We start from the raw sequence: 25,083 nt of genomic DNA on the forward strand, positions 1-25,083 counted from the left end.
TTCGGGTGATGCAGCCGCCTCAAGGCGGGGGGAGCGCCGCCGGCGGGGTCTCTGCGGGAACCACCGGGCCGATATGGGCGTAGCTCGCCTGCCAGGGATCGATGAGGGTGGGGGGCCAGTCGTGCCCTTCCCACTTCTGCCAGACCCGCTCGATCCCGGTCGGATTGGCCCCGGTGTGCTTCGCGAGGGTCTGGCGCTGCTGGCAGAACGCGCGGATCTCTTTTTTCTTGGCCCGAACCTCCCGGAGATAACCCGTGTCCGCCGTCCGCTGCAGCCCCACGGCCGCGAAGGAAACTTTTTCATCCTCCATCAGAAAACCTTCGGAGCGGTGCTCCAGCGGCCCCCAGACTTCGAGACGCGCCTTCGCGATATCGAGCGACAGCTTCCGAAATTGCGCGCGAAGCGCGTCGTCCGGCTGCATCTCGTCGAACGCCCGCATGTAGCCGTAATCCATGTTGATCCGGATCATTCCTTGATCGACCGTGAGCATGCTGTGGATTTCGATCTGCGGCGCGATCAGCTTGACCGGGACGTTGTAGCCGCGAAACGGGGCCAGGTCATTTTGCAGCGTTTCGTCGAAAAGGGTCTCGAACCCCCGGGCTCCGATGGCGGGGAGCGCCGACCCGGTGAAGTTGACCCGATCCATGGCGGCCGGGGAAGGAAGAATGGCGATGATGGAACTCGCCCCCGCTTCGTCGGCCGCGCGAAGGGGCGCGTTGTCGCGCACCCCGCCGTCGATATAATTTCCCTTCGGCATCGCCGCAGGACCGGCGACCGGATCGGTGAACCCCTCGTCCAGCACCGTCGGCGGATAGGCGATCGGAATCGAGGCCGACGCCTGGATCGCATCCCGCAACGGGACAGGAAAATCATCATCGACGAACCGGCCCCGTTGATCGACATAGCGGGTCTGGCCGCTGTCGAGGCTCACCATCGCGATCCGGAGATGAATTCCGGATTTCTGCACTTTGGCCGGATCGATGGCGGCGTCGATCTTCGCGCGGACCGGGCTGAAGTGAAAGAGCGACTGCGAGCGGAGCAGCCCCTGGATCCCATCGACCACTTTGCCGAGGTGGAGCCCCGCTTTGATGGCGCCGAGGATGAGGTCGGAAGCGGTGAAGGCCCAGCCCCCGCCCGACACGTTGCCGAGGACGTTCTTGCCGACCCCGACGGCGATCTCCTGATCGGGGCTCAGCCAGTTGTAGCTCCCTCCTTTTACCCCGAGCAGCGTCGCGAAGTTGACCGTGCCGGCCCCTTTGATCCCGAGCGCCGCCAGGTTTTTCACGATGCTGACCACCCACGCCGTCGGAACATAGAGATCGTCGGTGCTGGCCATCGCCAGCCAGAGGGTTTCAAGCTCCGCCAGCGCGGCGGGCCCTTCGGCAAGCTTGGCGGCGTTGAGCGCGCCGACGGAGGTCCCGCAGAGGATGTCGGGCTTGTAGTTGAACATGTCGGTGAGGCAGCGGACCGCGCCGACCTCGAACGCCCCTTTCGAGCCGCCGCCGGCGAGGGCCAGCGCGAGCCGCTCCTTCATTTCGACGGAGATCTTCGCCGACACAGCGCCGCAGGCATTCGTCGCGGTGAGGGTGTAGCTCCCTGTCCAGTGTGATGTGCCGTTGACGGAAGGGAACCGCTCCTCGCCGCTCACCGGCAGCGGTGTGCCGATGACCGGTAATTCTCGCGGGCCCGACGTTTTGATCTCCACCGAATCGGCATTGTCGGTGATCCAGCCGAGGACCAGCGGCCCGCGCGGCCGCAGCATCACCTGCGTGGCGTTGTTCCCGGTGAAGCTGAGAATCTTCGGAGGGCCGCCGCTGAAACGGTTGCGGCCGGTGGAGCTGACCATCGGCGCGCCGAGCTTGGTGGCGATCTGGCGCAGACCGAAGGCGATCCGCGACGCCCCCATTCCCAAACAGCTCTCCATCGCGCCGGCGAGCTGCTCCGTGGCGGAGGTGATCGTGTCGCCGGCGTATGCCGGATTTCCCCGCCGAATCAATGCGACCGGCCCGTTGCCGACCCCCTTGGGGACGGTGGCCCGGATGAGGGTGTCGCTCCAATCGGCCGGCGGCACGGTGACGGTGAGGAGGCCGCCCGCATAGGCGGTGAAGCAAAGATCGAGGTCGGCCGGCTGTGTGGCGCCGAATCCATGTCCGATGATCTCCACCACCGCGCCGGGGCATCCGCGGTTGGGGCGGATCAGAGTGATGACGGCCGTCGTCGATTCGCGCGGCAACGCCATCGAAGCGCTCGCGACATTGTTCAAGGCGTCTTTAATGCCGAGCAGACAGGTGCGGTTGAAGAGATCGTCGAAGGTGTTGAGCCGGGTCGGAAACTTGATCCCGATTTTCAATGGATCGCGCAGCCGGCCGAACGTTCCGAACAGACGATCGCGCAGCAGCGCATTATACGGGTCCAGCCCGAACCCGACGCGGACCGCCAGGTTCCCGATCTGCTCCGGCATCCCGACGTCGGCCAGGACGATCATCGCCGCCGTCATCATCCCGGTGTAAGCAAACGGCGCTTGCGCCCCGCCCCACTCGATATTTTCCTCTCCGAAGAGTTTCCCAAATGTCCGCGAAGGATCTGTGGCCGACAGCGCGGGGTGCGCGCGGAGCACCTCGGCCAGGAGCGGCCCCGACCGGTGCAGGTCGAGAATCGCCCCCGCAATGCCGCCGGTTTCACCGAGGCTTCCGCCGAAGAGCGCGCGGGCCGGCTGCTCGAGCGGCGCAAAGGAGCGGTTCTCTCTGGCGTCGGGCCATTGCGACATCAATTTATCGAGCGTCCGGGCGAAGCTGGGGAGGGTCGGCATCGGGATCTCCTTTTCGGCTGGAGCAATGTGAAGGGAAAAATGAAGCGTCCGCCGTTGTCGGCGCGCCTCATGGGTGAAGGGTATTATTACGCCATCTGCCTGGAAAAGGGAAGGGGCGTTTGAGCTGCTTCTAGGAGGGTGTCGGCGACGTCGCGGCATGCACCCAGTTGTTGCCGGTTTTTCGATAGGTCGTGACGATCGAGGTATGGAATTTTTGATTATCCCAGACCCGGACCGTCATGAGGATCTCGCCGGGGTTGAGGGTGATTAGGGTATAGGCGTTGGCCTCGCCCCGCTCCCGGGTCGAAATGGCGGTTCCGGCCTGAACCAGAAGGGTCGAATGTTTCATCCCGACGTCCAGGCTGATCGTTTCCGTCAGGAAATTCCGGTGAAGATGTCCCGCCAGAATCAGATCGAGCGCACCCGTTTCGAGGATCGGCAGGAGGCTTCCGGGGTTGGTGAGTCCCGCCAGGTCGCTGAGCTCCGGCGGAACCAGGACCGGATGATGACAGAGCAGGATCCTGAAATTCCGGGCCGGAGCGGCACGAAGCCGCGCTTCGAGCGAGCGACGCTGCTCATGCGAAAGATAACCCTGTTTCCAGCGGCTCGGGTGCGCGGTGTTCAGACCGAAGACCGTGAACTCCGGGTCGACAAAGGTGGGGGCCGTTTCCTCGGAGATATATTTTTGATATCGACTGAAAGGAGAGAGAAAGCGCTCAAAAACATTTTCCAAAGGGATGTCATGGTTCCCCGGGACCGAGAGGTACGGCGTTGGAGCTTGCTTTAGAAAGTCGCAGGCGGCCTGAAATTCTCTTTTCCGCGCCCGCTGCGTCAGGTCTCCGCTGATTGCGATGAGAGAGGGTTGGATCTCCCACAAGTCTTGAAGAAGCGCTTCGGCCACCCGAGGATTGTGCCGGCCGAAGTGAAGATCCGAAAGATGTGCGATGGTCCTCATCGCTTTCCCTCCGCGCCGACCGCTGCGGTGAAGTCCTGCGCTTCCGGCACCATCACCTCGATCGCCTGGGCCCGGATTCGAAACTGAAGCGGCGGTTTCATCGAGGCGACCTCTCCATCCAGCGCGATCTTGAGGCGCCTTTTGGTGGTTTCGACCCAAAGCGAGCGACCCAAAAAGGAGTGAAAGTCCCCGGCGGCATGGAGACGTCCCAGCAGGGCGCGAAGGCTCAGCAGGACAAACGCGAAGCGGCTCTCGCTTCGGACGGCGTAAATGCTGAGCGTTCGACGATCGAGGGCGGTCCGTTGTCCCAGGTTCAAGAGGGTGATCGGATATTCATTGTTTCCGATGAAAAGAAGCGGGGTTCGAAATTCGCGCGTCTCCTGCCGGGATTCCACCCGGACGGAAATCAAAGGAAACCGTCGAAACACAATCAGGCCCGCTTTCAGCAGCGCTCTCCACTTCCGGTATCCGAGCTGCTCGCGAATCTCATCCCGTTTTTCAACCACGCGGGAATAAAATCCGATCGAGGCATTGTTGATAAAGACCCGGCCGTTGACCTCCCCCACATCGATGCGAAAAGGGGTCCCTCGCGCAATCGTCCGGACCGCTTCCGCCATCTCCGTGGGAATGTGAAGGTCCTTGGCGAAATGATTGAAGGTCCCCAACGGAAGGACGCCCAATCGAACCCGGCTCCCTGCGACGGCCTGGACGACCGCGCTGATCGTCCCATCCCCCCCCGCCGCCACCAGGGTCTTCGCCCCTTGTTCAACGGCCAGCTGCGCCGCGGCGCCGATTTGATCTCCGGGGGCCACCCAAAGCGCCGCCGGCAGACCTTCCGCCCGGAACAGCTGCGTCAAGGCTTCCAGCGTTTCTTCAGGATTGTCCCGCCCGGAGAGGATGTTGGCATCGGCATTGATCAGCACAATCGTATCCGGAGGACGAGGGACGCTCTGCATCTCCCGAGCGGTCGGCCCCCATTTGCGGATCAGGGTCTTCCTTCGATGATGAATGATCCGCCTTCTCCAGACTTCAGCGAAGTTGATGCAGAGCCCCAGCCAAAAGAGCCCCGCCATCCATCCGCCCAGAACATCGGTCAGGTAATGAACGCCAAGGTAGACCCGGCTGATTCCGGCCAGGATCACCATCGCGAAACAGAGGAAAGCGGCCCCTCTTCGCAAAACGGGAGATCGCGCAGGCAAGATGCCGATCGAAAAAAGATAGGCCAATCCGCCGAAGAAAAGAACGGAACCGAGGGCATGGCCGCTGGGATAGCTGTAGCCTGAGGCCGAAATCAAAGCGGTGGCTCCGTCCGGCCGGAGCCGCTGGAAAAACAGCTTCAAAGAGAGATTCAGCGCCGCGCCGCCGATCCAGATCAGAAGCTCAACGCGCAGAAGATGAAAAAGCCGTCGGTAGGCCAGGTAGGCGCCGATTGCCAGCGCAAGCAGACTCAAAACCAAGGGGTGACTCGCCCAGGAGGCAAAATGCATCAGCCCGGTCAGGATGGGGGATCGAATCTGTTGGAGCCGAAGAAACGCAGCGGCATCGAGCTCTTTTGCGAAGAAGCTCGCAAAAACAATCTCGGTGATGATCCCAAAAAGAGCGCCGGCCAAAAAGGTGATCAGAAAACCGCGGATCAGATGACTTCCGGGGAGCTGTTCCGGCTGAGGCTGCGGCAAAGGGGTCTCCATGAAGGATAAATAAAAGCGAAAGAGGGTCCTTCATTATTATTCTAGAGTCGCGCATCCTCGGTCAAGCGCATGGTTTTCTCGAGTGAAGTTTTGAGAGAGGACCGATGTTCTGTGGGTGAGAGAGGCGGCGTTACTTTCCCGGCCACTTTTCGAGGGGGATTCCGAACGCCTTTCCTTTTTTGACGTCGTCCTGCAGGTTTCCAATACGGTAATACGCTTGCTCATCTTCGAGCACGAAGTCTCGGTAAGAACTTCCACCCCCGGTGTGCAATGCCTTGTACACGAGGGGATTCGCCCCTTCCCCGAACGTCACCTTGGCGTAAAAGGTGCCGCTGGCCCCTTCGGCGTCGCCGACGTCGAGACGCACAGAGACACTTTTCCCGACTTTTGCAACCTCGATCACCGGGAACGATTTACCCGAGACGGTGGTCTTCGCAAAGTAGTCGACCTCCTCGTCGACGATGAAGGCGAGGGTGTCGGGCCCGACCGCCTCGGCGGCCCTTCGGTCCACTTCGACATCTTGCTCCTTCTCCTTGCTGCCGGGCCAGATAATCCCCTTGCCCCCCCGGATCGGGGTCCCATCGGACTTGACCAAATAGACTTTTACATAGAGATTCTTCGAAGAGAATTTCTCGGGAACTTCCACCCAGACCTTGTCCTTGCCTTTGGAAAGTCCCGGTGCTGGGTAGGTCGGCGCCTGTTTGTCGTCCCGCCGCACCCCGACGATGCGTTGAGGTTTCTCGTTACTGGCCTTGCCGCACTTGATCCACGCCGCCGCGCAGAATTGCTTGATCTGTTTTGCCGTCGGCCGCTTCGGCGCCGCGGCCAGCCGCGGGGGGCCTGCTTGCTGCTGCCGCGCGTGGGTCAGCTCGTGCGCAAGCAGCCCGTCTCCCTCCGGTGTGCCGCGTTTGTATTCTGCGCCCAAATAGATCCGGCTGCTAAGGGTGAAGGCCCGGGCGTCGATCGCATCAGCCCTTTGTTGTGCCTCGCTACCGGTGTCTACGGAGACTGCGCCGGACTGCCGGCCGGCGGCGTCGAGCCACGAAGCGCGACTTCCTGCGTCGAGCGACATCACCTCTGTTTCGGCGGCCTCGGCCGCTTGCTCCTCCGCGCCGCTCGCGCGGGGGACCGAGTCGAACATCCGTTGGACGGCCTGATTTCCGATCGTGCGCTGCAGGTGCAGAATCGAGTCTGGAGGATGGTTCAGCCCGTGAGACCGATTCAGGCCGGAGGAGACTTTCTTTTCAGGTTGGTTTGGCTTTTGCGTAAATGTTCGGATGTTCCACCTTCTTGTTTGAGTTGCGAAGCGGATCGATGAATTCAGGTATATTCCGATTCTTATCTGTTGTCAACGAATCTCCGGAAAAAGGCTTTATCATCCGATCGGTTCATGGTAATCTACCCCTCTTGAATGTGAATGAAGGAGGAAAATGCGATGAAGATTTACAAAACAGCATTCGCCGCTTTGATCGTTGCATCGATCGGGATCTTCACGGCCATGCCGGCTTTTTCTGCCGACCGGCCCTCGGGAGAGAGGGTGTCTAAGAAAGAGGTCGGCCAAGAGGTGAAGGAGGCGGTTGAGGCGATTAAGGCCTATTCTGCCGATCAGAAAGACGAAGCGGTAAAGAAAGGGAAAGCGGTCTTGGATAACCTGGACGTCCGGATCGAACAGATGGAATCAAAAATCAAAAAGGAATGGGACCAGATGGGAGACTCGGCGCGCAACACCGCAAAGACGTCTCTGGAAGGAATTAAAAGGCAGCGCGAGAAAGTGGCCGAGTGGATCGGCTCCATGAAGCAGAGCTCCGCCGGTGCGTGGGAAAATACGAAGAAAGGTTTTTTAGAAAGCTACCAGGCCGTTCATGAGTCATTCGATAAAGTCGCGGATAAGTTTTAACAGGTTTTCTAAAGGTACGCTGAATCGGGGTGCTGCCCCATTCCAATTCTAGTCGAGCCAGTCTCTCTCTTTCAGCTTTTTCGGAAGGTACTTCTTCGTCAGGTACTGAAAGTCCTTGTTGGCCAGCGCGTCGAGCTCGTATTTGAGACCGCTCTGGAGCATCCGCTTAATTTCTTTCTGCCAATCGGGTTTTTGAAACCAGGGATAGGCGAGCAGCTCCTTCGCGCGGGCGATGTCTTTCTCATTCAGCTTGATCCCGACGTTGCGCGGGAGGCCGTAGGTTTCGGGGTCGGCGCTGGAGAGGCCGATGAACTTCGCTTTCGGGATCGCCATCCGCTGGCTCTCAAACGCCAGGTTGATCGAGCCCTGCTTCACGACCGAGTAGATGTAATAGCCCCAAGGGTCGTTGTCGACGAGAACGTAGACAGGAAGACCTTTCTCTTCATGCAGCCGCCGGGTGAGGCGGCGGATGCCGCGCGGAGGCTGGCCGTTTCCGGTCAGCAGGATGCAATTGTACCGGCGCCAGAACTTGTCCTCCGAGAGACGGTTCCACTGTGTTCCCTTCTCGACCAGCAGGACGAAATCGGCGGTGCATTTCTTGATTGAAAGATACTCCGGCTCCACGATCGACGGGACCGAGTAGCCCCCTTTCCCCAGCCGCGTGCAGTTGACCGTGTCGCCGTCGTCGACCAACACCAGCGGCCCGACCACACTCCCGGCGCTCTCGGCGCGGACATGGAGCTCCTCGCGTAACGCTTCCAGCGACGCCTCCAGATCTTCGATCACCGGATCCGATTCATCCTGGTTATCGAAGGTATTTTCGTTCGAGTCTTTCAGGGTATGTTTGGTCCGGTAGTAGATCTCCCTCAATGAGGTGGTGAGGCCGGCGCGCTGCAGCTCGGAGAGGGCGTCGGCGACCAGGACCGTCTGCATGAACTTCTTTGCCATCCCGACGTTGAAGAAGGAGCGCTCCTGTTTTTTCTTCCCCATCTCGATCATCCCCTTCTTCTCGCTGAAGGTGACGTTGGAAAGAGATCGAACCGGTATCGATAATGTGGGGTCCTGCCGCCGCTCCGCGGCGTGGATGACGGTGTCGGCGACGCCGATCAACTTCTTTTCGACCGGAGTGGTTTTGTGTTCTTTCTTCTTCGCCATGCGCTCTCCTATTTCTCCGTTTCTTATTCAGTGTTGTCATTCCCGAATGTTTAATCGGGAATCCAGAGATTCAGGTTCCTGGATACCCGCTTTCGCGGGTATGACGAAGATTTGTTCGTTTGCGCTATTTCTTTTTACGCGTTGTCGGTTTCTTCGCGACGCTGCTCGCCTTCGCCACCGGTTTGACCTTTCCCTTCGAGCGCTTCGGCGCCGTGGCGGCGTCTCCCGCTTCAGACACGGCTTCGTCTTCCGGCGCCCCTCCCTCTTTGAGGATCCCCTCCGGCGCGGGCATCGCTTGCGGCGCGCCGTCGTTCACCACCGGCGCATCCCCTTCGACCCCCTCGGCGGTGACGATGATCGAGTGCGGAAGCCCTTCCGGCCCCTCTCCCGTCATCCCAAGCGCCGCGTCGGTCTTCTCGCCGCCGGTCCGCTTGAGCGCGATCTTCTGAAGTTGCTCCTTGAGCTTCTCCGTGGCGAGTTTTCCTCCCTTGAGCCGGTTGCAGGCATCGACCACCTCTTCGATGTAGAGCTCGAAGATGTTGCGCCGGCGGAATTCGGTTTTGGCCCGCTCGCGCCGCTTCAAAAAGCTCCCGAGCCGACGGCCGCACTCGCGCAGGGCCAGGGTGATCTCCTTTCGAATCTCGTCGTAGTCGGCGATCGCTTCTTTTGATTCGCTGGTGAACGGCACCCAGACCGACGCCATGTGGACAAAGATCACCATCGGTCCGGCCGGCAGCGCCCCCTTCGATTGAGAAATGCCATAATTTCTCCAAGACGTTTCGAGGACCCCTTTGAAGGTGGCGCAGGCCGACTGCTGATAGAGGAGCGGGACGCGGTTCGCATAACGGATCACCCGGGCGAGCTCGCTGTCCTTCTCGTGATCCTCCCCTTCCGCCAGCGGGACCTTTTTCTCTTCCGCTTTTTTCCCTTCCGGTTCCGGGGCTTTTCCATAAGCAAGCCCCGCCTCGATCACGAAGGGGTTGCCGCGGTAGACCGCGGGGGGGCGGCTGACCGCCGTGTAGAACTCCCCCTTGATCTGCTTGTAGAGTCCGGCGAGGATCGCGTTCTCGCCGATCGGCGAGAGGCAATTGGTCGGCGGCGCCATGATTTTGGTCGACTGGATTGCCTTGTAGAGCGCCTCGGCGTCGGCGCCGTGGACCTCGCGCGGCTTCATCTGGGGCGACAGCTTCGCCGCTTTGCAGATCTCTTCCGCCAGCTTCGAGGAGACGCGGCTGAAATCGCTGGAGAGGAATCCCGAAAGCCAGCGGCTTTTGCTCTCGTGCATCATCTTCAGGAGCATTCCGAACTCGATGCCGTACGGATGCGGTTTGATCTCGCGCGGCGGAATCGGAAGCTCGTTGTACTTCCGGGGATACTCTTTCGTCTCCCCCTCTGGGGTGACATAGACGAGCTTGACGTGCGGGTTGGCGATGGAGGTCTGCTCTAAATAATCGTCGACCGATGCCCGTCCCTTCTGATATCGCCCTTCGATCTCCAGCGTCACCGCCGTCCCGCGGGGGTTCTCCCAGCTGACCTCCTTTTTCTCCAAGATGCGCGGCTCGTTCTTCTTGGTATCGATTTGGACTTCGAAATAATGGGCGGGACTCTTCGGGCCGGTCCGGGAGATAATTTGCACCGGTCTTCCGGTCGTCAACTGGCCGTACATCCCGGCGGCCGAGATCCCGATCCCCTGCTGCCCGCGGCTCATCCGCAGGCGATGGAATTTGGAGCCGTAGAGGAGCTTGGCGAAGATCGGCGGAATCTGCTGTCGGACAATTCCGGGGCCGTTATCGATCACCGTAATCCGGAAACGGGTCGCCTGGCTCGCCGGGGGCGGGGTCCCGTCGTTGGAGACGATCTCCAGCTTGACCGTGACCTCCGGAAGGATGCCCGCTTCCTCGCAGGCGTCGAGCGCATTGTCGACCGCTTCTTTGACGCAGGTGAGCATTGCCTTTCGCGGGGAGTCGAATCCGAGCAGGTGCCGGTTCTTGGTGAAAAACTCCGCGACGGAAATTTCCCGCTGGCGCGCGCCCATCTCGACAGCGGTGAGGGTGGTTCTCGGCGTCGCGGCGCGAGGGCTCGGTTTGGGCTCGGAGGTTTCGGATTCGGGTTTGGGAGGGTCTTGTTTGTTGCTCTTTTTCGCCATGGCTCCTCTCATTTGTGAATACCAACCCTTTTTTATAAGCGAAATCTCTCGTTCAGTCAACCTGTCGGAATCAGTCGAGAACATTGAAATGGGGCGAATGAATGTCGCGGGGCTGCTCGCCCCACCCCCGCGATGGAGTGTGGGGCAACGCCCCATTCCAATATCTTTAAATCTTCACTGTACTTCGAATTTCTCTTACAATCTTGCTCGGACTTTTATTTACATCGACGACGACCACGTCGTCGCCCCAGGGTTCTTCCAGGGTCTCGAATTGGCTGTCGAGTAAGGCGGGACTCATGAAGTGGTCGGATCGCTCCTCAAGGCGGTTCTTGATCAGGGCCGGGTCTCCTTTCAAATAGACCCACCGAACGGCATCACTCACCTGCAACGATTGGCGATACGATTTTTTCAGCGCCGAACAGGCGAGCACGGCATTCTCTCCGCGTTGAATCCATTCGCGGATCGCCTTGCGCAAGGCTGCCAGCCAAGGTTGCCGATCGGCGTCGCTGAGCGGAAGGCCCTGCCGCAGCTTTTCCACATGGTCGGGAGAGTGAAACGCATCGGCGTCATAGAAGTCCCAGCCCAATTCTTTTGCAAGCAACTGGCCGATGGTGGTTTTCCCCGCTCCGGTGACGCCAAAAAGAATGATGACCATGGATTATTGTAGCATTCTACCCGGGTGGTTCGGATAGGGCGGAAGACCGATGGCGGTGGGTGTTTACTTGATGGCGTCTTTTTTGGGATCGGGGAAGGTGTCGTCCGGATAGGACATCACGACATCGCTGATCAGCTTGCCGTCTTTATCGTACATCAGGTAGCCGAGGTTTGGCGGGGGAAGGGGGCGGACGATGTACCGCTCGGTCGTTCCCTCCGGGAAGATAGCGACCGCCCCGTTCTGGTAGCGAACCATCAGCCCCTTGCCGAAGGGGGTGACCCCCTCCCGCTCTGCGACGTCCAGACCGAAGAGATCTTCCAGGTCGGTGTCCAAGGGAATTTTCGTCGGCCAATTCTCCGTCCCTTCAACGACCACGGTGCGGGGCTCAGGAAGTTCTTTCTTCGGCGCGGGGGGTAGTTTGGGGGGTGTCCCCTTCTGTGTTCCCTGCCAGTCGGTCGTGTGCCAGACCCGAAATTCCTTGCCCTTCCCCTCGTCGCTGATCCAGACCTCCCACCAATAGTAGGGAAAGTTCCCGCCATACCCGGCATAGAGATAGCCGCGATCCCAAAACCATTGCGGCTTGTATCGCGCAAAAATCACAGCCGCTTCATAATCGCCCCCCGCCCGAACCTCCCGTTGCGGGTGTTTCTTCGCCCACGCCTCGTACTCCTGCACCGTCAGCTCGCCCGGACCGGGCGGGACTTTCTGGGAGGGCTTCGGTTGCCGTTGAACCCGATCGGTATGAGAGGCGCGCTGCTGCACCACGTGCGCCAGCTCATGCGCAAGCAAGCGCTTTCCCGCGGCTGTAGCGGGGGCATATTCGCCTGCTTCAAAAAATAGATCCGAGCCGACGGTGTAGGCCCGTGCTCCCAATGTGCGCGCCGATACCGCCGCCCGGTCGTCCGTATGGACCCGCACATGGCCGAAGTCTTCACCGAAGCGGGACGCCATCCACCCGCGCGTCGCCGCATCGAGCGGCCGTCCGGGGGAGGAGACGGCCTCCCGGACAGAGGACGGCACCGCCGTCTCGCCGGTATGGTCTTCCCGGGCCGGCTCTGTTTGCCATCGTTCGCGAGGGCCTTGTGACTGCATCAGCTGATCGGCTGCGCGGTCTGCTTCCTGCTCAGACCGATCTGCCGGTGTGCTGACGTTCAATTTGGGTTGGATCTGGGGAGGCGCCGCATTGGTTTGGAGCAAACGTTGGAGGGCTTGGTTGCCGATGGTGTGTTGTAACTGTGGAACGGTATGCCTTGCTGCATTGTGTGTGAAGGTAGTTTGAGCCTGCATTTTGGAGCGTGCAGACTGGGGCAGATGATTTTGTTTCTGATGAGGTCCGAAGGTGTGCATTTGCGGCTATCCTTCTGGATGTGGGAGGAAAGCGGTTGGTTCTGGTGAGTAGAAGGCAAGCTGTTTGAATTGTTATGTCGGTTCAGTTCCCCCCGTCAATTGGAGCGGCGTTTCGTTGGGCTGACAGATTGGTGAGCGGCCTTGATCAATATCCATAACGCCTTATTCACAGAGGCGTCGTCGGGAAACACCTCCGCGACGTCCGGGCTGAGCAGCACCATAGTGCCGTATTGATACGACTTATAATATTTGCCGCCAACACCGCGGAAGAGATCGCTGCGCTTGTATTCGGGGAGCAATTCATCATATCTAACCTTCTTCATCGACTTCTTTTTATTCGTCATGAATCAAGATCCCGCTATCAGAAACGCGTTTAGACAGGTACCAACAATGCATTCGCCTTATCCGGATATTCATCATACGTGCGGCCGTTCAGGACACGCCCGGTCCGTGATTTTCTAACGCCACCCCACTGTTTAAAGAAGAAAGGAACATTTGCGGCGCGGCATTGATGGAGTATTTCATACACCCATGGTGGCTCCATCGGACGCGCTCCTGGACCTGACTCACCGCCGACAATGACCCAGTGAATATGCGAGAGCGGAATTTGAGACAGTGGGCCTAACAGAGGTTCACAAGAAAGGAATCTAACAGCGGCTGGAACGGTTTCAAGGTCGGTGACTCTGAAGAGCATATCGCTGCTTTCAACGCTGACTCCCATCCAAACATTCGAAGGCCACGGCAATTGCCCAGTTACTTCACGCAATCGGTCGCTGCGCTTCGTCAGAATCTGAAATGTGTGCCGTGGAACAGCTGCCATAACGGCGAAGACACGTTGGATGTACTCAAGAGGAATCTCTTCGTGAAAGAGATCACTCATTGAATTTACAAATACCTTCCTCGGTTTTTTCCAGCTGAAGGGTTCATTAATTGCTTGTTCGTGCAGGGTTACGTCAAACCCGTTTCGGTAGCGGTGCAGTCCCATTGCCTGTAGACGATGGGCAAGCCTCTCAGCATAGCAATTCTTACAGCCCTGGCTCACTTTTGAACAGCCAGTTACAGGGTTCCAAGTTGTATCGGTCCACTCGATATGTGATTCGGTAGCCATGGATTCTACCCCTTATTTTTCAAAATATCATTTGCAATGCCAACAGCGGTCTTTGCGCCCTTCGGATTCCCTGCAGCAAAACATAACAAAAAGAGCGGAACTCCCTTGGAATTCCGGAGAGCAAGTGTATTTTTTGCCACCGCGGTGAAAACCGTCCCAAGCCGTTCGAGGAAGTAATTTCCAAGAGAATCGAAATCCGCCCCTTTTTCAAGAGACGAGTCTCCAAACAGAGTTTCTTGAGGAGAGAGCTTATAGAACCGTGTCTTCCATTCTTCGGAGCCGAAAAAGCGAGTAAGCCGGTCTGCCCAGCCGCCCGTTGGAGGACCTTCACGCTTGAGGAGTCGGTTTACTGCTTGACCCAAAGGATAAAGAATCCAAAGATCAATTGCCTCAGTAGCGGCGATCTTTTCAATCGTCGACCAATCGACCTGCATCCCGTATGGATCAAGAAAAACGACAGCGCGGTTCTTTTTCCAGTTCGTTTGTTCACACCATTCCCGAAGAAATATGTTTGCATCGGAAGATTTTATCAAAATACGGTCATGTAAATTGGGGAACTGTTCACGGAGTGCTCAAGTGTTTCTCTGCACTGAGCATCCCTCTCGACAAAAATATATTCCTCGAATGGGGGCTCGGTCTCTAGGGCTATTCGCGTGCTACCCTTAAAAAAGTTTTCAGTCTCAGTTGCTTCTGCTTCAGCAAAGAGCGGGTTGATGTCTTCGGAGTGCGGTTGCTTCTCTGTTCGGCTGCCAGAGCCGGCAAAGGCATCTACGTATGTGATCCGAAAATGCCTTGCTTGGGGGTTCGTTTTAAAAATCTTCGTATAGGCTTGTAAATATTTTCGGAGGCGTTCGAGTTTCTCTTCAGTCCAATCCCCGCCAAATCGTTGCGCCACGGGCCGGCTCCAGATCTGCTTTATGACGAAGAACTAAGATCAACACCTAATGAAGACAAAACCTACCGCAATCCTGCTAAGGATACAGCAAGTGGGAGAATTTTCCAAGCCAGAAGAGGATTCGACTACTGCTTCACCACCGCAATGGTGCTGTTCGACGCATTGAGCCCATCCACAGTGGCGCCGAGGCGGTCCATTTTGCGGATGTAGTCGATGACCTCTTGGGTCACGATCTCGCCGGGGACGAGGAGGGGGATGCCGGGGGGGTAGACGGTGATGATTTCGGAGCTGATCAGGCCGCCGCTCTCATCGAGCGGAGCGTAGCGGTAATCGCGGAAGAAGGCCTCGCGCGGCGTCATCTGGCCCGCCTTGCCGAACGGAGGAAGGCTGACCTCGGCAATGAAACTCGATTGGCTCGGCTTGCCGTGATACTCCTTCGACATGTCGCGCAGCGCATCGACCAGACGATTAAGATCGTCCCGCCGGTCGCCGATGCTGACGATGACCAACACATTGAACGGATCGGCCATCTCGACCTGGATGTGATACTTGTTGTTGAGAATCTGCGAGGCCTGATAGCCGGTGAGGCCGAGATCCCGGACGGTGATCGTCAGCTTGGTGATGTCGAAATCGCCCATCGGCGAGAAGAGAGGATTTTTCACCATCGCTTTGTCGAAGCAGGAGACGCCGGGAATCCGATTGATCTTGCTGCGCGCTTCGGCGGCGAGCTTGATCGCCTTGTCGAGCAGCTTCTCCCCCTCCGTCGCCATCTGCATCCGGGCCAGATCCAACGACGCCATCAGAATGTACGAGGGGCTGGTGCTCTGAACGAAGCGGAGCACCTGTGCCAGCGTCGTCATGTCGACCCGCGGCCCCTGCGCATGAAGCATCGACGCTTGCGTCATCCCGCCGATAATCTTGTGGGTGCTCTGGACGACCAAATCGGCCCCCGCCTCGACCCCGGAGATCGGCAGGTCGGGGTGGAATTTCAGATGCGGCCCGTGCGCCTCGTCGACCATGACCACCAGCCCTTTTGAATGGGCATACGGGATAATCCGCTCCAGATCGGCGCAGATGCCGTAATAATTGGGGCTGGTGAGGAAGAGGGCCTTCGCCTCGGGATGGGCATCGATCGCCCGGAGGGTCGTTTCGTAGGTGACGTTGAGGGTCAGTTTTAAATTGTCATCGACCGCCGGGGAGAAGAAAATCGGCTCCGCGCCGGAGAAGATCAGGCCGGCCAACACCGATTTGTGCGCGTTGCGGGCGACCAAAACCTTGTCCCGCGGGCCGCAGGCGGCCAGGATCATCGCATGGTTGCCGCCGGTGGTGCCGTTGACCAGAAAGAACGAGCGGTCGGCGCCGTAGGCCTTCGCGGCGAGCTCCTGCGCTTCTTTGATCACCCCTTTTGGTTTTTGGAGGGAGTCGACTTCGTCGAGGGTGGTGAGATCGATCGAGAAGATCTTCGGCCCGACAAACTTCCGGAAGCGGGTCGAAATCCCCTTGCCGCTCTTGTGGCCGGGGGTGTGAAAGGAGACCTTCCGGCTCTCCGCCAGCGACACCATCGCGTCGAAAAGGGGGGTCTTAAACTGCTCTTGGTCTATCATATGTGGGGGCCCGTCCGGCAAATGAAAAAGAAAGGGTCCTCCGATGCCCCCACACCCCGCGCTCGCGCTGGCAGAGCCAGTCGCTCGCTTTGAACTAGATGATGTCTTTTCACGGGGATTCTCAGATAACCTGCATTTAAAGTTCTAAAAAAGGAAACTCTCAATGGTACGTGAACAGCGGATAGTTGTCTTCGATGATCCGCTCTTGTTTCTCCATCTGAATCCGGACCTGCTTCGGAAGATAGAACTGGCCGACGTGGGTTTCCCCATCATAATACTTCAGCTCACCCTCCACCCGCTGAGAAATGCGCCGGTCAATTTCATTCTGATCAAACGTCCTTGGATCGAACCGCTTCGAGGCCAAGGCGAAGCCCCAGGGAAGGCCGAACGAGGGGATGGAAGCCTGGTAGGGGGAAACGACGGGGAAAACGGTCCGGAGGGTCTGGTAGACGGCGGAGAAATTCAGCAGGCTGGTGGCGGCGGTGGTGCCGGCCTGAAGGGAGATCATTCCGTTTGCAGTAAGGCGCTCCATCACCAGGCTGTAGAATTCTTTTGTGTAGAGAAGGTACGCGGGGCCTTCTTCGACCGGCTCGGAGATGTCGATGATGATGATATCGTAGGTGTCGGTGGTTTCCTCCAGATATTTTCGCGCATCGAGATAGCGAATCTCCGCACGGGGATCCTCAAACGATCCTTGGTGCCACTGAGGGAGGTGGCGCTTGCAACTCTCCACCACCTCTTGATCGATATCGACCATCAAGACCCGCTCGACCGATCGATGCCGGAGGATCTCCCGGAGGGTCGCCCCTTCGCCCCCGCCGACGATGAAGACCTTCTTCGGCTCCGGATGGGTGAGCATCGCGGGGTGGACCAGCGCTTCATGATAAATGAACTCGTCCACCTCGCTCGACTGCATCTTGCCGTCGAGGACCAGACAACGTCCGTAGCTTTTGGTATCCAGAATCTCTACCTGCTGAAATTGGGTCTGCTTGGAAAAGACGATCGTGTCGATTCCATGCATGTGCCCTTCAAACGGGGAGAGGTAATCAAGGAACCATTTGTAGCTCTTTGGCTCGGTCATAATGAACAGGCTCTCCTTTAACCGGCTTGTGAGGCAACTTCTGGTCGCCCAAGGAAAGCAAGCCTCTCTTCATTTCAACCAGAGAGGGGTTCTTCGATTGTAATTTTGCGACAATGTAAGAGGCGGCGACGGAGGGTTGAAGCGTTTCGCCGCAGGTAAAAATATCAACGGCCGCATAGCCGTACTCGGGCCATGTGTGGATGGTCAGGTGGGATTCTGCAATCACGACCACTCCGCTGATTCCAAAGGGGCTGAATTTGTGGAACCGACTTTCAATGATGGTTGCTTTCGCTTCCTTCGCCGCAGTAACCAGAATGTCTTCGATCTTCTTCACGTCATTCAAAATCTTGGAGTTGCAGTCTTTCAACTCCACCAGCAAGTGCGTCCCTAAAGCGTGCACTCTATTTGCCCCCTTTCGTTATGGGTGGGGTGAAGCCACCCCGTTTTGTTTGTTTGTGAGTAGTCTCACCTCCTTTTCTCCTGGAATCAAAAAAGTTAGAAGAAATTTTTTGTAAATATATAGTAATAATTTTTTTTGTCAAGAATAAAAAATCACCACTAATTGGGGTTGGCCGATGCCGTCTTGTCTATAGGTTGAGGTTTCCGACATTTGCCCCCTTTTTCAAAAAGAGCCGCTTGTTGAATGAAAGTTTATATCACATATCCACCGATATTCAATGCCGGTTTTGGAAAGAATTAGCGGGTTTTGAGAGTTATTAGGTCAAAACAACGCTGCATTTGATTTCTAAAGATCGTTTTTGATAGCATACCTAAAATATGGCCCATTTTCTCTTCCAACGGTTTTGGCAGCTCCTCATTACCCTCTTTGGAATCACGCTTCTGACCTTCGGCATCATGCATCTGGCGCCGGGAGACCCGACCGATCTTCAAACGACCCTTAATCCTAAAGTATCGGCGCAAGCCAAAGAAAACTTAAGAAGGCTTTACGGACTGGACCGGCCGCTTCACATCCAATACCTCGATTGGCTGCGGCGCTTCGTCACGTTGGATCTCGGCCGCTCCTTTGTCGATGGAGAGCCGGTCTCTCGGAAGATCCTGGAGCGGCTGCCGGTGACGGTGACGATCAACCTGCTGACCCTGGCGGTGATTGTCCTGGTCGCCTTTCCGATCGGCATTCTCTCGGCGACGCGCCAATACTCGTGGATGGACAAGGCCACCACCCTCTTTGTTTATATCGGGTTTTCCCTCCCCAGTTTCTGGCTGGCCCTGCTGCTGATGCTTCTCTTCGGCGTTTCTCTCGGATGGCTTCCCCTCTCCGGATACCAATCGCTCACGGCGGCGCAGCTCTCCCCGCTCGAACGGTTGATCGACTGGGCGCGTCATCTGATCTTGCCGGTCCTGACCGCTTCGCTCATCGGCCTGGCCGGGTATTCGCGGTATCTTCGATCGGAAATGCTGGAGGTGATTCGTCAGGACTATATCCAAACGGCCCGGGCGAAGGGGCTCTCCGAGCGGCAGGTGATTTACAAACACGCGCTCCGGAACGCGTTGATCCCGGTTGTCACGTTGATGGGGCTGGAGCTGCCGACATTGATCGGCGGGAGCGTCATTATCGAAACGATCTTTGCCATTCCGGGGATCGGGCAGCTCTCCTTTCAGTCGGTGTTGGCGCGCGATTACCCGGTGATTATGGGTCTGACGGTCTTTGCCGCGGCGCTGACATTAATCGGCAACCTTCTCGCCGATCTTTCATACGCCTGGGTCAATCCGAGGATACGCGTTTCGTGAGGAAGGGACCGGGGCCGGGTGCCGGAGAAAACCAAAATAAAAGGGACTCAATGAAACAAACCGAGATGCAACCAGCAGCCTCTTCCGCCGACCCCCGGCCCCCGACCCCCGGCCCCCCTCTTTTCTGGCGGCGGTTCAAGAAAAATCGGGTGGCGCTGGCGGGGAGCCTGATCGTTCTGACGATCTTCCTCGCGGCGATCTTCGCGCCGGTCTTGGCGCCGCATGATCCCTACGAAATCAATATCGGGAAGATTCTCCAGGCGCCGAGTTTCGAACATCCGTTCGGAACCGATCCGCTCGGGCGGGATGTTCTCAGCCGGGTCATCTGGGGGGCGCGGATTTCCCTCTGGGTCGGGTTTGTGGCGGTGGGGATCGCGATTTTGATCGGCATTTTGGTCGGCGCGTTGGCCGGTTTTTACGCGGGAACGATCGATGCGATTCTGATGCGGCTGGTCGACATCATGCTCTCCATCCCGACGTTTTTCCTGATCCTGGCGGTGATCGCCATCCTGGAGCCGTCGATTTGGAACATTATGATCGTGATCGGATTGACCGGATGGATGGGGGTGGCGCGTCTGGTCCGGGGGCAGTTTCTCGGGATCAAGGAGATGGATTACGTGACGGCGGCGCGGGCGCAGGGGGCGCGCGATGTTCGATTGATCGTCCGCCACATCCTTCCCAACGCCCTCTCGCCGGTTTATGTCGCCGCCGTGCTGGGGATCGCGGGGGCGATCCTCACCGAGTCGGCGCTCAGCTTCCTCGGCATCGGCGTTCAGCCGCCGAAGGCGAGCTGGGGGAGCATCCTGACGGCGGGAAAGGACAACATCGAGATCGCCTGGTGGCTCTCGGTCTTTCCCGGCCTCGCCATCTTCATCACCGTCCTCGGCTACAACCTCCTGGGCGAAGGCCTGCGCGATGCGCTCGACCCGCGGCTGAAATTGTAGGGGCGTATTGCAATACGCCCCTACCTCTGGAAATCTATGCTGCTTTTTTCAGCCGCTCGTATTCCGCCTTGCAATAGGCCAGGTGCTTGCGCTCGTCCTGAAGCCCGCGTTGGACATATTGAAGAATGTCGGGCGGAAAGTTCTTGGTTGCCCCCGCTTCATAGGCGGAGACCGCCGACTCCTCATTGGAGACCATGGCCGAGAGGATCGCATCGGCCCCGCCGAGTTTGGAAATGGCCGTCCAGCCTTTCTGAAGAACCCCCATCCCGCCCGGCTTTTTCTCGGGGTCTCCCCCGTATTGCCGGACAAAGGGAGAGAGTTCCCGAACGTGGCGTTCGTGGTCGCCCCGGAACGTGATGAAGTTGTCCCGAATATTGGGATGGTCTTCAAGGCCGTCGATCGCCGTGTTGTACGCGCCGATGGCGTTGTGGTCCGTTTCGATCAGGTCGTTTAACGCTTCGACAATTTCGTCATCGCGCATGATGGCGCCTTTGTATTCCATACCCTTCCTCCTTCTTATCTGATGAACCGGTTAGGCCGCTTTGATCAGGAGATATTTCTCCGGTATCTCGTGGAAATGTTTCCGGCACGAGTCGCTGCAGAAATAATATTTTCTCCCCTCATATTTCAGCGAGGTTGAAAGTTTTTCGTCGATCAGGACCCCGCAAACAGGATCTCGGCTCATTACGTCCTCTCTTTAATGGTTGATACAGGCTGCGACCGCGTTAAAAAGCGGTTCGCGCACAAATGAGAAAGAAGAGCGCTTCCTCCTTGCTGCCGGACCGAAGATTGACAGATTGGCTCGAGAGGGATTTGGATATCAGAACCGTGGAAATCGATCGGGGCTCGCAAGCATTCCTGAAAGACTGCAAGCAAGGTGCCGCCGTTAAGAGGCATTCAGATAGGCTTTGAGGGAGATGAGAGAAGAAAAGCAATGAGGGGAAAAGGGATTTTTGTGCCGGACTGATACACATCCGCCTTGGGGGGAAGATCGGGTGTGTTCTTTTTGCACGGCGGGGGTCAGGAAGCGGCTTACCGCTCCGCGTGGTTCCCGGAGATTTTCCACTGAGGAAGGTTGTATTGGATCCCGATCGGCGAAGGCTCGATCCCTTTGAATCGCTTGTGAACAATCGGCAGGGCCATCGGGTAATATAAGAAGGTGTAAGGCTGGTCTTCCGCGATCAACCGGTGCAGCTCCTGATAAATTTTTTTCCGTTCTTCCTGATTGCAGGTTTCCCGTCCCTGGGTCAGGAGGTCATCGGCCCGGGGGTTTTGGTAGGAAATGAAATTGAACTCCCCCTCTTTGGTTTTGCTGGAGTGCCAGATGGCGTAAATATCGGGATCGAGCCCCACCCCCCAGCCCATGATGATCGCTTCAAATTGCTTTTTATCGATAAATTGGTGCAGCAGTGTTTGCCATTCCAAGACCCGGATCTCCACCTGAATGCCGATCTCTCTCAAGCCCTGTTGGATGATCTCCGCCGCCTTTGCCCGCTCCGCATTCCCTTGATTGGTCAGGAGGGTGAAGGCGAACGGCGCCCCCTCTTTTTTGAGAAGGCCGTCCTTGTCGGGACTCCAGCCGGCTTCGGCCAAGAGGGCCTTTGCTTTCTCGGGGTTGTATTCAAGGTCTTTTAGGTTCGGGTTAAAGGCCCACGACTCGGGGATGTAGGGGCCGGTGGCCGGCTTGCCGAGGCCGAAGAGGACCCCCTGGATGATTGCATCCTTGTTGATGGCATGCGTGAGCGCCTGGCGCACCCGCTTGTCCGAAAATTTGGGGTCCCGCAGGTTGTAGCCGAGATAGGTATAACTCAACGCCGGGTATTTGAATTTGTTGAATTCGGTTTTAAAGAAGCGGTCGTCCGTCTGCTTCTGGTATTGGACCGGAGAGAGGGTCATCATGTCGATATTCAGCGCCTTTAATTCCAGAAATTGGGTCGCCGTATCGGGAATGAGCCGGTAGATGTACTCCTCGATTTCCGGTTTTCCCTCGAAGTAGTCGGCATTGGTCTTGACGACGACCTTCTGCCCCGTCACCCACTCCGAAAACCGAAACGGACCGGTGCCCACCGGATTGCGGTTGAACGGATCGTTGTTGAGATCTTTTCCCTCAAGGAGATGTTTCGGAATCATCCCCATCCCCCAGCTTTCCAGACCGGGGGCAAACGGCACCCGATAACTGACCCGAACCGTGTGCGGGTCGATCTTCTCGACCTTCTCCACCGTTTCGAAGTTGCTGCTGTAGGGGGTGGCGATTTTCGGATCGATGACCTGTTGATAGGTGAAGAGGACGTCGTCGGCGGTGAACTCCCGGCCGTCGTGCCATTTCACCCCTTTCCGCAGATGAAAGGTCGCCTGTCGGCAATCGGGGGTCATCTCAAACGACTCGGCGAGATCGCCGACCAAGCGGATGTTTTTGTCATACTTCACCAGGCCGTTGAAGACCAGGCTGGCGATGTCGACCGAAGCGCTGTCGGAGGCGAGCATCGGGATGAGCCGTTTCGGCTCGCCGATCGACGCCTCGGCCAGTGCAGTGGGGTTCTTCGGCGCTTTCGGCTGCGTGCAGCTCCAGATCGAGGCCAGAATCAAAACGGAAAGAGAGACCCTTGCGAAATTAGATTGAAACGTTTTTGGGTTCCGGAATTTCATCAGCGACCCGACATGACGGATGACTCCGGTATATCAGAGTCCGAACATTTTGGCAATCACCCGAACAGAACTTTCAAGAAATGAAAAAAGAGCGGCTTGAAAACGGCGGAGGGGGTCGGTCCGTTCGGACCGACCCCCTCGCGGGTTTGTTAGAGAGGTTCTAAATGCTTAGCTCTTTTGGAATTTCCGAAGGAAGGGAAGGCCCATCAGGCCCGCGGCGAGCAGCAGCAGTGCGCTCGGTTCGGGAACCTGAGCAGACGGCGCGATCGACGTCAATCCAATAAAATCGATCTCAAGAAGCTCGCTCTGGTATCCTCCGAAGTTTGTCGTTTCGGCAATCCTAAAATAGCCCCCCGTGACGGCCTGATCGAAAATGAACCAGTAAGCTTGATCGATCTCCGGAGCGTAATCGTCGGTCTCAAGACCGCTTGAAGAGGCGAGAATGGTCGAGCTGGCCGAGGAATTGAACCCGTTAAAGAGGAGATCGGATTGCGTACAGGAAGTGTTGTAGCAATAGCGGAGCGAGAAGGGATCCAATCCGGCATCCTCAAAGAAGACCAACCCGGTCACGGAAACGTTCTGCGTCGACGTCCGCAGTGTGACGGAGGAGCTGTCTCTGAAATCGATATTCAGCGCGGCGTCCGACGACTCGTTGACAAAGCCGGCGTCGTCGAGCTTGGCGATTTCGCTATTGACCCGGGAAGCAAGCTGGCTGGAAGAAACTTCGTTCGCATCAACGGTGCCGGTGTGCGATTGATAATAGAGGCGGTCGGTCGCCTGGATCGTGAGCGGTCCGCCGAGGGTGGTGGCCGCTGTGGCCACTCCCGAGCTATTGAGTGTCAGTTGGAATCCGGCGGTGCCGTTAACGGTAAAAGGAGCGGGTGTGGCGCTGGTCGGCGACGTCCAGTCCGAAATAATGTAAGCCTGAGAAATAGAAAGGGCCCACGCCGGCGAGGCGGTGCCGAACATCAGGGTGATTGCTGCAACGATTGCCAGCGCCCGAATGCTGTGTTGTTTTAACGGAAGAGCCGTCGATAGGGTGGGCATGGTCTTTGTGCTCCTTGAAGAGAGTGATCGTGTTATGCGGCCCACGGTACGAGGATCCGTCCTTGTAGAGCGCCGATGGACTTACCAGACAAATTAGCCTGAACTGGAATAATCCTACGTGATCCGTCTATTCATTGTCAAATAAATAATTTACCTATTTTCTTACTTTTTTATACATCTTTGTCAGATGTGGAATCGACGTGATCGGCAGAAGGGGAAATGTCTAGGGATCAGAGGCCGACGGAGGGCCTGTCGCGGCGTTCAAGGACCGTTATTCGAATACAGATGACACCGTACGGTATGCCGGGTGCTCCGTTCGATCTCTCCGGGATAGGTCTCGCGGCAGACCGCTATCACTTCCGGGCAGCGGGGGTGAAAGTGGCAGCCTTTCGGCGGGTGGACGGGGGAGGGGATCTCTCCTTCCAGGCGGAGGATGGCTCGCTTTTTATCAGCGTCGACCTGCGGGACGGCGGAGAGGAGGGCGCGGGTGTAGGGGTGCTGGGGATTGTTCAAGACCGCTTCCACCGGACCATACTCGACGATCCGGCCGAGATACATCACGGCGACCTCATGAGCGAAGTATTCCACCACAGAGAGATTATGCGTGATGAAAAGATAAGCGAGCCCCAGCCGTTCCTGGAGTTCTTTCAGAAGGTTCAGAATCTGCGCCTGGACCGAAACATCGAGCGCGCTTGTCGGCTCATCACAGACGATCACCTTCGGATCGACGGCGAGGGCCCGCGCGATGCAGATCCGCTGCCGCTGGCCGCCGGAGAACTCGTGTGGGTAGCGCTGCTTCGCCTCGACGGGAAGACCGACCTGCTCCAGCAACTGATCGACGCGTGCCTCCGCTTCGACGGAAGATTTAGCACGGTGTTGTGCCTCGATTCCTTCCTTGATGATGTCGCCGACCATCATCCGGGGATTGAGGGAGGCGTAGGGGTCTTGGAAGATGATCTGGCAGTCGCCCCGCTTTTCCCGAAGGGCCGGGCCGGAGAGGGTCGTCAGCTCAACATCGCCGAATCGGACCTTCCCGCCGGTTGGACGGATCAGCTGAAGAATCGCCTTTCCCGCCGTCGTCTTCCCGCAGCCCGACTCGCCGACGAGCGCGATTGTCCGTCCGGACCGAAGCGACAGAGAAACCCCATCGACCGCCTTCACATGACCGACGACCTTCTTAAAGAGCCCTTTGTGGATGGGGAAGTGAACTTTCAGATCGGTAACCTGTAGAAGGGAGCCGTTTGTTTGAGCCGGTGTTTTTCGAGTTACTGCTGCGCCTGGTGAAGCGGCTGTCCCGGTGGATGTGGCGGGTCGTGTTGCCGCGACGGCCGGATCGTAGAGATGGCATCGGACGCCG

The 25,083-nt window shown here is 57.8% G+C and carries 23 protein-coding genes; 3 read left to right on the forward strand and 20 right to left on the reverse strand.

The annotated features are described in order from the left end of the window. Positions 1-19: 19 nt before the first annotated feature. The 4 genes from MCM46_09870 to MCM46_09885 form a co-directional block, all read right to left on the reverse strand. Positions 20-2,809 (reverse strand): patatin-like phospholipase family protein, encoded by a 2,790-nt coding sequence (locus MCM46_09870; GenBank protein MCG3112114.1) that lies wholly within the window; start codon positions 2,807-2,809, stop codon positions 20-22. Positions 2,810-2,939: 130 nt separating this feature from the next. Beyond that, positions 2,940-3,764, reverse strand: coding sequence for a metallophosphoesterase (locus MCM46_09875; GenBank protein ID MCG3112115.1), 825 nt, complete (start codon positions 3,762-3,764; stop codon positions 2,940-2,942). Next, on the reverse strand, positions 3,761-5,440 hold the full coding sequence (locus MCM46_09880; protein MCG3112116.1) for a phosphatase PAP2 family protein: 1,680 nt from the start codon (positions 5,438-5,440) through the stop codon (positions 3,761-3,763). Before MCM46_09880 ends, MCM46_09875 begins: the two co-directional genes overlap by 4 nt. 142 nt (positions 5,441-5,582) lie before the next feature. Further along, complete coding sequence (locus tag MCM46_09885; protein ID MCG3112117.1) at positions 5,583-6,593, reverse strand: DUF4157 domain-containing protein; 1,011 nt, start codon at positions 6,591-6,593, stop codon at positions 5,583-5,585. A gap of 294 nt (positions 6,594-6,887) precedes the next feature. Between MCM46_09885 and MCM46_09890 the strand changes: the two genes are divergently transcribed. Beyond that, on the forward strand, positions 6,888-7,349 hold the full coding sequence (locus tag MCM46_09890; protein MCG3112118.1) for a hypothetical protein: 462 nt from the start codon (positions 6,888-6,890) through the stop codon (positions 7,347-7,349). 48 nt (positions 7,350-7,397) lie between these two features. Here the strand turns inward: MCM46_09890 and MCM46_09895 are convergent, their stop codons facing one another. The 11 genes from MCM46_09895 to speD all read right to left on the reverse strand — a co-directional run bounded on the left by MCM46_09895 (position 7,398) and on the right by speD (position 17,713). Beyond that, on the reverse strand, positions 7,398-8,504 hold the full coding sequence (locus MCM46_09895) for a DNA topoisomerase IV subunit A (GenBank protein ID MCG3112119.1): 1,107 nt from the start codon (positions 8,502-8,504) through the stop codon (positions 7,398-7,400). A 124-nt stretch (positions 8,505-8,628) separates the two neighbouring features. Then, on the reverse strand, positions 8,629-10,650 hold the full coding sequence (locus MCM46_09900) for a DNA topoisomerase VI subunit B (protein ID MCG3112120.1): 2,022 nt from the start codon (positions 10,648-10,650) through the stop codon (positions 8,629-8,631). 166 nt (positions 10,651-10,816) lie between these two features. Further along, complete coding sequence (locus tag MCM46_09905; GenBank protein MCG3112121.1) at positions 10,817-11,305, reverse strand: gluconokinase, GntK/IdnK-type; 489 nt, start codon at positions 11,303-11,305, stop codon at positions 10,817-10,819. 63 nt (positions 11,306-11,368) lie between these two features. Then, the gene (locus tag MCM46_09910) at positions 11,369-12,652 is read right to left on the reverse strand and encodes a DUF4157 domain-containing protein (protein MCG3112122.1); all 1,284 of its coding nucleotides are present in this window, start codon (positions 12,650-12,652) and stop codon (positions 11,369-11,371) included. Between the two features lie 95 nt (positions 12,653-12,747). Further along, a complete protein-coding gene (locus tag MCM46_09915; protein MCG3112123.1) occupies positions 12,748-12,996 on the reverse strand; it encodes a hypothetical protein in 249 nt (82 codons plus the stop codon). Between the two features lie 29 nt (positions 12,997-13,025). After that, complete coding sequence (locus MCM46_09920) at positions 13,026-13,760, reverse strand: phage Gp37/Gp68 family protein (GenBank protein MCG3112124.1); 735 nt, start codon at positions 13,758-13,760, stop codon at positions 13,026-13,028. A gap of 5 nt (positions 13,761-13,765) precedes the next feature. Continuing rightward, complete coding sequence (gene tcmP, locus MCM46_09925; GenBank protein MCG3112125.1) at positions 13,766-14,293, reverse strand: three-Cys-motif partner protein TcmP; 528 nt, start codon at positions 14,291-14,293, stop codon at positions 13,766-13,768. Then, a complete protein-coding gene (gene tcmP, locus MCM46_09930; protein ID MCG3112126.1) occupies positions 14,290-14,655 on the reverse strand; it encodes a three-Cys-motif partner protein TcmP in 366 nt (121 codons plus the stop codon). Before tcmP (MCM46_09930) ends, tcmP (MCM46_09925) begins: the two co-directional genes overlap by 4 nt. Before the next feature lie 125 nt (positions 14,656-14,780). Further along, the gene (locus MCM46_09935) at positions 14,781-16,259 is read right to left on the reverse strand and encodes an aminotransferase class I/II-fold pyridoxal phosphate-dependent enzyme (GenBank protein MCG3112127.1); all 1,479 of its coding nucleotides are present in this window, start codon (positions 16,257-16,259) and stop codon (positions 14,781-14,783) included. A 160-nt stretch (positions 16,260-16,419) separates the two neighbouring features. Next, positions 16,420-17,340 (reverse strand): polyamine aminopropyltransferase, encoded by a 921-nt coding sequence (gene speE / locus MCM46_09940; protein MCG3112128.1) that lies wholly within the window; start codon positions 17,338-17,340, stop codon positions 16,420-16,422. After that, on the reverse strand, positions 17,306-17,713 hold the full coding sequence (gene speD / locus MCM46_09945) for an adenosylmethionine decarboxylase (protein MCG3112129.1): 408 nt from the start codon (positions 17,711-17,713) through the stop codon (positions 17,306-17,308). Before speD ends, speE begins: the two co-directional genes overlap by 35 nt. Positions 17,714-18,117: 404 nt before the next feature. Here speD and MCM46_09950 point away from each other — a divergent pair, with 404 nt between their 5' ends. Both MCM46_09950 and MCM46_09955 read left to right on the forward strand, forming a co-directional pair. Then, positions 18,118-19,089 (forward strand): ABC transporter permease, encoded by a 972-nt coding sequence (locus MCM46_09950; GenBank protein MCG3112130.1) that lies wholly within the window; start codon positions 18,118-18,120, stop codon positions 19,087-19,089. Positions 19,090-19,139: 50 nt separating this feature from the next. Beyond that, entirely contained in the window at positions 19,140-20,033 is an 894-nt protein-coding gene (locus MCM46_09955) for an ABC transporter permease (GenBank protein ID MCG3112131.1), read from the forward strand. A gap of 34 nt (positions 20,034-20,067) precedes the next feature. On the opposite strand, the gene MCM46_09960 is transcribed toward MCM46_09955, so the two are convergent. The 5 genes from MCM46_09960 to MCM46_09980 form a co-directional block, all read right to left on the reverse strand. After that, complete coding sequence (locus MCM46_09960; protein MCG3112132.1) at positions 20,068-20,535, reverse strand: PA2169 family four-helix-bundle protein; 468 nt, start codon at positions 20,533-20,535, stop codon at positions 20,068-20,070. A 30-nt stretch (positions 20,536-20,565) separates the two neighbouring features. Continuing rightward, positions 20,566-20,718, reverse strand: a complete 153-nt coding sequence (locus MCM46_09965) for a YHS domain-containing protein (GenBank protein ID MCG3112133.1) — start codon at positions 20,716-20,718, stop codon at positions 20,566-20,568. A 347-nt stretch (positions 20,719-21,065) separates the two neighbouring features. Next, complete coding sequence (locus tag MCM46_09970) at positions 21,066-22,679, reverse strand: peptide-binding protein (GenBank protein MCG3112134.1); 1,614 nt, start codon at positions 22,677-22,679, stop codon at positions 21,066-21,068. A 168-nt stretch (positions 22,680-22,847) separates the two neighbouring features. Next, positions 22,848-23,726 (reverse strand): PEP-CTERM sorting domain-containing protein, encoded by an 879-nt coding sequence (locus MCM46_09975; GenBank protein ID MCG3112135.1) that lies wholly within the window; start codon positions 23,724-23,726, stop codon positions 22,848-22,850. 261 nt (positions 23,727-23,987) lie between these two features. Beyond that, on the reverse strand, positions 23,988-24,941 hold the full coding sequence (locus MCM46_09980) for an ATP-binding cassette domain-containing protein (protein MCG3112136.1): 954 nt from the start codon (positions 24,939-24,941) through the stop codon (positions 23,988-23,990). Between the last annotated feature and the right edge of the window lie 142 nt (positions 24,942-25,083).

The sequence above is a fragment of the Candidatus Manganitrophus morganii genome, assembly GCA_021651055.1.
GTDB classification, from domain to species: Bacteria; Nitrospirota; Nitrospiria; order SBBL01; family Manganitrophaceae; genus Manganitrophus; species Manganitrophus morganii.

Bases quoted from the DNA above. Each gene is read 5' to 3' on its own strand.
- MCM46_09870 (MCG3112114.1), bottom strand. From the start codon at position 2,809: ATGCCGACCCTCCCCAGCTTCGCCCGGACGCTCGATAAATTGATGTCG.
- MCM46_09875 (MCG3112115.1), bottom strand. From the start codon at position 3,764: ATGAGGACCATCGCACATCTTTCGGATCTTCACTTCGGCCGGCACAAT.
- MCM46_09885 (MCG3112117.1), bottom strand. From the start codon at position 6,593: ATGTTCGACTCGGTCCCCCGCGCGAGCGGCGCGGAGGAGCAAGCGGCC.
- MCM46_09890 (MCG3112118.1), top strand. From the start codon at position 6,888: ATGAAGATTTACAAAACAGCATTCGCCGCTTTGATCGTTGCATCGATC.
- MCM46_09895 (MCG3112119.1), bottom strand. From the start codon at position 8,504: ATGGCGAAGAAGAAAGAACACAAAACCACTCCGGTCGAAAAGAAGTTG.
- MCM46_09900 (MCG3112120.1), bottom strand. From the start codon at position 10,650: ATGGCGAAAAAGAGCAACAAACAAGACCCTCCCAAACCCGAATCCGAA.
- MCM46_09905 (MCG3112121.1), bottom strand. From the start codon at position 11,305: ATGGTCATCATTCTTTTTGGCGTCACCGGAGCGGGGAAAACCACCATC.
- MCM46_09910 (MCG3112122.1), bottom strand. From the start codon at position 12,652: ATGCACACCTTCGGACCTCATCAGAAACAAAATCATCTGCCCCAGTCT.
- MCM46_09915 (MCG3112123.1), bottom strand. From the start codon at position 12,996: ATGACGAATAAAAAGAAGTCGATGAAGAAGGTTAGATATGATGAATTG.
- MCM46_09920 (MCG3112124.1), bottom strand. From the start codon at position 13,760: ATGGCTACCGAATCACATATCGAGTGGACCGATACAACTTGGAACCCT.
- MCM46_09935 (MCG3112127.1), bottom strand. From the start codon at position 16,259: ATGATAGACCAAGAGCAGTTTAAGACCCCCCTTTTCGACGCGATGGTG.
- speE (MCG3112128.1), bottom strand. From the start codon at position 17,340: ATGACCGAGCCAAAGAGCTACAAATGGTTCCTTGATTACCTCTCCCCG.
- MCM46_09950 (MCG3112130.1), top strand. From the start codon at position 18,118: ATGGCCCATTTTCTCTTCCAACGGTTTTGGCAGCTCCTCATTACCCTC.
- MCM46_09955 (MCG3112131.1), top strand. From the start codon at position 19,140: ATGAAACAAACCGAGATGCAACCAGCAGCCTCTTCCGCCGACCCCCGG.
- MCM46_09960 (MCG3112132.1), bottom strand. From the start codon at position 20,535: ATGGAATACAAAGGCGCCATCATGCGCGATGACGAAATTGTCGAAGCG.
- MCM46_09965 (MCG3112133.1), bottom strand. From the start codon at position 20,718: ATGAGCCGAGATCCTGTTTGCGGGGTCCTGATCGACGAAAAACTTTCA.
- MCM46_09970 (MCG3112134.1), bottom strand. From the start codon at position 22,679: ATGAAATTCCGGAACCCAAAAACGTTTCAATCTAATTTCGCAAGGGTC.
- MCM46_09975 (MCG3112135.1), bottom strand. From the start codon at position 23,726: ATGCCCACCCTATCGACGGCTCTTCCGTTAAAACAACACAGCATTCGG.